The 252-nt window shown below is 47.6% G+C and carries 1 protein-coding gene and 1 pseudogene; both read right to left on the reverse strand.

Features of this window, described 5'->3' with window-relative positions; all coding sequences use genetic code 11:
* A pseudogene (locus ACYP03_RS27145) lies at window positions 1-94 on the reverse strand (bis(5'-nucleosyl)-tetraphosphatase); the annotation flags it as partial.
* Between the two features lie 12 nt (window positions 95-106).
* A partial coding sequence (locus ACYP03_RS27150; RefSeq protein WP_459782824.1) for an ApaG domain-containing protein occupies window positions 107-252 on the reverse strand: 146 nt, incomplete at its 5' end.

The following is a 252-nucleotide window of genomic DNA, read 5'->3' on the forward strand; positions in this document are numbered from 1 at the left end:
GTTCATCGTGTTGTTCACTAAAGCCTACACGCTCAAGAAGCGCACAGAGCTCGCGGTAACAGCCCTGAATATCGCCGACCAGATAGGTTGCCATTATCGACCCTGTTTAGTGCAGAATATTGGGGATAGCCAAACGGAAAGGTAAGATCTCGGCATTGAACTCGTTACCATTGTCGTCAATCATGACGTAATGGCCTTCCATCACACCCAATGGTGTTTCTATGATGGTGCCGCTGGTATAGGTGTATTCAT

It is taken from the genome of Photobacterium sp. R1, from assembly GCF_054600795.1.